Annotated in this window: 3 protein-coding genes, 5 tRNA genes and 1 pseudogene; all 9 read left to right on the forward strand. The window is 40.9% G+C overall.

Translation table 11 applies throughout. The features are described from left to right. A pseudogene (locus L647_RS0121105) lies at positions 1 to 485 on the forward strand (single-stranded-DNA-specific exonuclease RecJ); the annotation flags it as partial. Between the two features lie 143 nt (positions 486 to 628). Next, positions 629 to 1,727 (forward strand): peptide chain release factor 2 gene (gene prfB / locus L647_RS0121115; RefSeq protein ID WP_096058065.1). Its coding sequence is split into 2 segments (ribosomal slippage): positions 629 to 703 and positions 705 to 1,727, totalling 1,098 coding nucleotides; the frame shifts between segments, so codons are not numbered across the junction. 26 nt (positions 1,728 to 1,753) lie between these two features. Then, complete coding sequence (lysS, locus tag L647_RS0121120) at positions 1,754 to 3,289, forward strand: lysine--tRNA ligase (protein ID WP_024612780.1); 1,536 nt, start codon at positions 1,754 to 1,756, stop codon at positions 3,287 to 3,289. Positions 3,290 to 3,673: 384 nt separating this feature from the next. After that, positions 3,674 to 3,865 carry a hypothetical protein gene (locus tag L647_RS0121125; RefSeq protein ID WP_024612781.1) on the forward strand — a complete coding sequence of 64 codons (192 nt, stop codon included), beginning with the start codon at positions 3,674 to 3,676 and terminating at the stop codon, positions 3,863 to 3,865. 119 nt (positions 3,866 to 3,984) lie between these two features. Next, positions 3,985 to 4,077 (forward strand) — tRNA-Ser (locus L647_RS0121130). Positions 4,078 to 4,115: 38 nt separating this feature from the next. Further along, a tRNA-Arg gene (locus tag L647_RS0121135) sits at positions 4,116 to 4,192 on the forward strand. A gap of 73 nt (positions 4,193 to 4,265) precedes the next feature. After that, positions 4,266 to 4,342 (forward strand) — tRNA-Arg (locus L647_RS0121140). 116 nt (positions 4,343 to 4,458) lie between these two features. Further along, positions 4,459 to 4,535, forward strand: a tRNA-Arg gene (locus L647_RS0121145). A gap of 116 nt (positions 4,536 to 4,651) precedes the next feature. Continuing rightward, positions 4,652 to 4,725 (forward strand) — tRNA-Arg (locus L647_RS0121150). Position 4,726 lies beyond the last annotated feature (1 nt).

Genomic DNA, 4,726 nt, shown 5'->3' on the forward strand with positions numbered 1-4,726 from the left:
CCGCCGATCCACATTTAATTAATAAATTTGGTGGTCATGCAATGGCCGCCGGTTTAAGTATTAACGAGCAACATTTTAACGACTTTAAAATAGCGTTTGATGCCGCTGTTAGCGCTCAACTTAGCGAAGAAAGTAAACGCTGTATTGTGTTTACCGACGGTGAGTTGCCAAACGAGTGCTTTACTATGGAATTTGCACAGTTATTAAAGCAATCTGGTCCGTGGGGGCAGCAATTTCCTGAGCCGGTGTTTGAGCATACATTTGAACTAATACAGCAGCGCATAGTAGGCGAAAAGCATTTAAAGCTCGTGTTAAAGCATCAATCAGGTCGATTAGTTGATGCCATTGCTTTTGGTATTGATGTAAAAGAGTGGCCAGATACTGAGGCTAAGTTTGTAAAAGTAGCGTATCAGCTAGATATAAATGAGTTTAGAGGTAAATTTACGCTACAGCTAATAGTTAGAGAGCTTGAAAAAGTGCACTAAAAAATATGTAATATCATGCATAAAATGCTAATAAAGCGCGCGGTTTTTTGTTAAAATCGGGCGTTTTTATCATTTGACGATAATTTATTGCGGAAATCCCATTTAAAGGGGCGCAATTACCTAGCCATTTTGGAGTGATGTACATGTTTGAAGTGAATCCTGTGATTAACCAAATCAAGGAAATTCGCGAACGTACTGAATTGCTTCGGGGGTACCTTTGACTACGCTCTTAAACAAGAACGCCTAGAAGAAGTTAACGCCGAACTCGAAGATTCAGCCGTATGGAATGAGCCTGAACGCGCACAAGCGCTTGGCCGTGAAAAGTCAGCATTAGAAGCTGTTGTTGAAACAATCGACAACCTTGTAGCCGGTACTGATGATGTTGAAGGTTTACTTGAGCTAGCAGTAGAAGCCGAAGACCAAGATACCTTTGACGAAGCGCAAAGCGAATTAACTGATCTAAACGAGCAGTTAGAAGGTTTAGAGTTTCGTCGTATGTTTTCAGGTCCTCATGACTCAAACGATGCTTACCTTGATTTACAATCGGGTTCTGGCGGTACTGAAGCCCAAGACTGGTGTAATATTTTACTTCGTATGTATTTACGTTGGGGCGAAGCTAAAGGCTTTAAAGTTGAGCTAGTTGAAGCGACCGACGGTGATGTAGCCGGTATTAAAGGCGCAACAGTTCGTTTTGTTGGCGAATACGCTTACGGTTGGTTACGTACAGAAACAGGCGTACATCGCTTAGTACGTAAAAGTCCATTTGACTCGAGTGGCCGTCGTCATACCTCATTTGCTTCTGCGTTTGTATATCCAGAAGTTGACGATAATATTGAAATTGATATGAATCCGTCAGACCTACGTATAGACGTTTACCGTGCATCGGGCGCGGGTGGTCAGCACGTTAACACCACCGAATCGGCGGTTCGTATTACTCACGTACCAACAAATACCGTAGTGCAGTGTCAAAACGAGCGTTCACAGCATAAAAATAAAGCCCAAGCGATGAAGCAGTTAAAAGCTAAATTATTTGAGCTTGAGCTACAACAGCAAAATGCTGAAAAACAAACGCAAGAAGATGCTAAATCTGATATTGGTTGGGGTAGTCAAATTCGTTCATACGTACTTGATGACGCACGCATTAAAGATTTACGCACAGGCGTTGAAAACCGTAATACCCAATCGGTACTTGACGGTAACTTAGATAAATTTATTGAAGCCAGCCTTAAATCTGGCTTATAACCACCAAGCTAATAAAGAGCTAAAAAATGACTGATAAAATCCAAGACGAAAACAAGTTAATCGCTGAGCGTCGCGGCAAGTTAGATGCTATACGCGAAAATTGCCCAGCCAACGGTCATCCAAACCAATTCCGTCGTGAGCATTACACGGCTGACTTGCAAGCCCAGTTTGGTGATAAGAGCAAAGAAGAATTAGTAGAGATGCAAGAAGTTGTGTCTATTGCTGGACGTATTTTAGCAAAGCGTGGACCGTTTTTTGTAATTCAAGACATGAAAGGTCGTGTACAAGCGTATGCATCTAAAGACGTTCAAAAAGATCTTAAAGAAAAATATGGTCAACTAGACACTGGCGATATTATTGGTGTTAAAGGTGCGCTAAATAAATCGGGTAAAGGCGATTTATACGTAGAAATGACTGAGTACCAACTACTAACTAAGTCACTTCGTCCGTTACCTGAAAAATTCCATGGCTTATCAGATCAAGAAACAAAGTACCGCCAACGTTACGTTGATTTAATTACTAACGAAGCAACGCGCGAAACATTCCGCATTCGTTCACAAGTAGTTGAAGGCATTCGTCGCTTTTTAGCAGATCGTGACTTTATGGAAGTAGAAACACCAATGCTACAGGTTATACCTGGCGGTGCATCTGCACGTCCGTTTGTAACTCACCATAATGCACTTGATATCGACATGTACTTACGTATAGCGCCTGAGCTTTACTTAAAGCGCTTAGTGGTAGGTGGTTTTGACCGTGTATTCGAAATTAACCGTAACTTCCGTAACGAAGGGTTATCTACGCGTCACAATCCAGAATTCACAATGATTGAATTTTACCAAGCATACGCTGATTACATCGACCTGATGAACATCACCGAGGACATGCTACGTACGGTTGCAGAAAACGTACTAGGTAGTGCAGTTGTAGTTAATACAACTAAAGACGAAAACGGCGAAGTAATTGACTCAGTTGAGTACGACTTTGGCCAACCGTTTACACGTTTAAGTATGAGCGACGCAATCTTAAAATATAATCCTGAGTTTGATGCTGCGGTATTTAACGACCCAGAAAACCATTTTGACGAATTAAAAGCGTACGCTAAACAAGTGCACGTTAAAATTCCTGAAAATTGTGTTTGGGGTCCAGGTAAGTTCTTGTGCGAAATATTTGAAGAAACAGCAGAGCACATGCTTATTCAACCTACGTTTATTACTGGCTACCCGTGGGAAGTTTCTCCACTAGCTCGCCGTAACGACGACAATGCATTTGTTACAGACCGTTTTGAGTTTTTTGTTGGCGGTCGTGAACTTGCAAATGGTTTCTCTGAGCTTAACGATGCACAGGACCAAGCTGAGCGCTTTACTCGTCAAGTTGAAGAGAAAGACGCTGGCGATGATGAAGCAATGCATTACGATGAAGACTACATACGCGCACTTGAGTATGGCTTACCGCCAACTGCAGGTGAAGGTATTGGTATTGACCGTTTAGTTATGTTGTTTACTGATTCATCAACAATTAAAGACGTTATTTTGTTTCCGCATATGCGCCCGCAAGCTGACTAAGCTTTAGGTAGAACAAAATAAGTTAATAAACGCCGCTTAATAGCGGCGTTTTTGTGTGTGTTTAATAGAGAATTGTACGAGAAGTATTTATTAGTTGTGAGAGATCTCTCTAACTAACCCTAATTACTTTTCATTGCATAAAATGAGATAGATAATTAAAAGTAGTTATAGGTATTAGTTAATATTTCATTCAGTTTCATTAGCCTATTGTTATGTGCAGTTGTTTAGAATCAGCGACAACGATACTTATAACTTTTTGGTATAGCTATTTTCAAATTCAATATTGTGTTTGTATCGATTTTGACTACACTATGACTGAAATTCAGATGCCCTCAGATGTTCAGGGTTTTAAATATAAATACTAAACGGACTTAGAATAATAAAATGAAAAGCAAACGTGTTGAAGAGTTGCCAGATATTTGTACAACAGAGCAAGCCCGACAAAATTATTATAGAGCCTGTATTGCTGAATTTCAGCAGTTAGGATACCAAGAGCAGTACCTTGCAAACTTATCGGATGATTTAATCCCTGTTTTAGGTGTAAATAACACCGATAAAAATTCAGGAAACGTTTAATTTTCAAACTAATCACACTTAAAAGCCAATCTTGTGGACAATCTATAACCATATAGCCACTTTTGGTAGAAAAGTGTTTGACATATTTTCTGAAATCTTTATTATACGCCCCACAAGACGGAGAGGTGTCCGAGTGGCCGAAGGAGCTCCCCTGCTAAGGGAGTATAGAGTTTGTAGCTCTATCGAGGGTTCGAATCCCTCCCTCTCCACCATTTCTTTTAATGGCGTGTTTTGTAAAGTTTTAAAGTATGGGTGCATAGCTCAGCTGGATAGAGTACTCGGCTACGAACCGAGCGGTCGGAGGTTCGAATCCTCCTGCGCCCACCATACTTTAATAACTCGCTTAGAGTCTAAATAAGCAAAAGCTCTACTTAGAGTTAAAATAAGTAAACTATAAAGTGGGTGCATAGCTCAGCTGGATAGAGTACTCGGCTACGAACCGAGCGGTCGGAGGTTCGAATCCTCCTGCGCCCACCACTTTCATGTTTTCATACGCTTTTAAAGTGTAAGAAAAATAAACCGATGGAAATCGGTTTTTTTATGTCTTAATTTATACGCTCTGCTTAGAGTTTAAATAAGCAATCTATGAAAGTGGGTGCATAGCTCAGCTGGATAGAGTACTCGGCTACGAACCGAGCGGTCGGAGGTTCGAATCCTCCTGCGCCCACCACTTTCATGTTTTCATACGCTTTTAAAGTGTAAGAAAAATAAACCGATGGAAATCGGTTTTTTTATGTCTTAATTTATACGCTCTGCTTAGAGTTTAAATAAGCAATCTATGAAAGTGGGTGCATAGCTCAGCTGGATAGAGTACTCGGCTACGAACCGAGCGGTCGGAGGTTCGAATCCTCCTGCGCCCAC

The sequence above is a fragment of the Pseudoalteromonas sp. TB64 genome, assembly GCF_000498095.1.
In the GTDB taxonomy this organism is placed as follows: domain Bacteria; phylum Pseudomonadota; class Gammaproteobacteria; order Enterobacterales; family Alteromonadaceae; genus Pseudoalteromonas.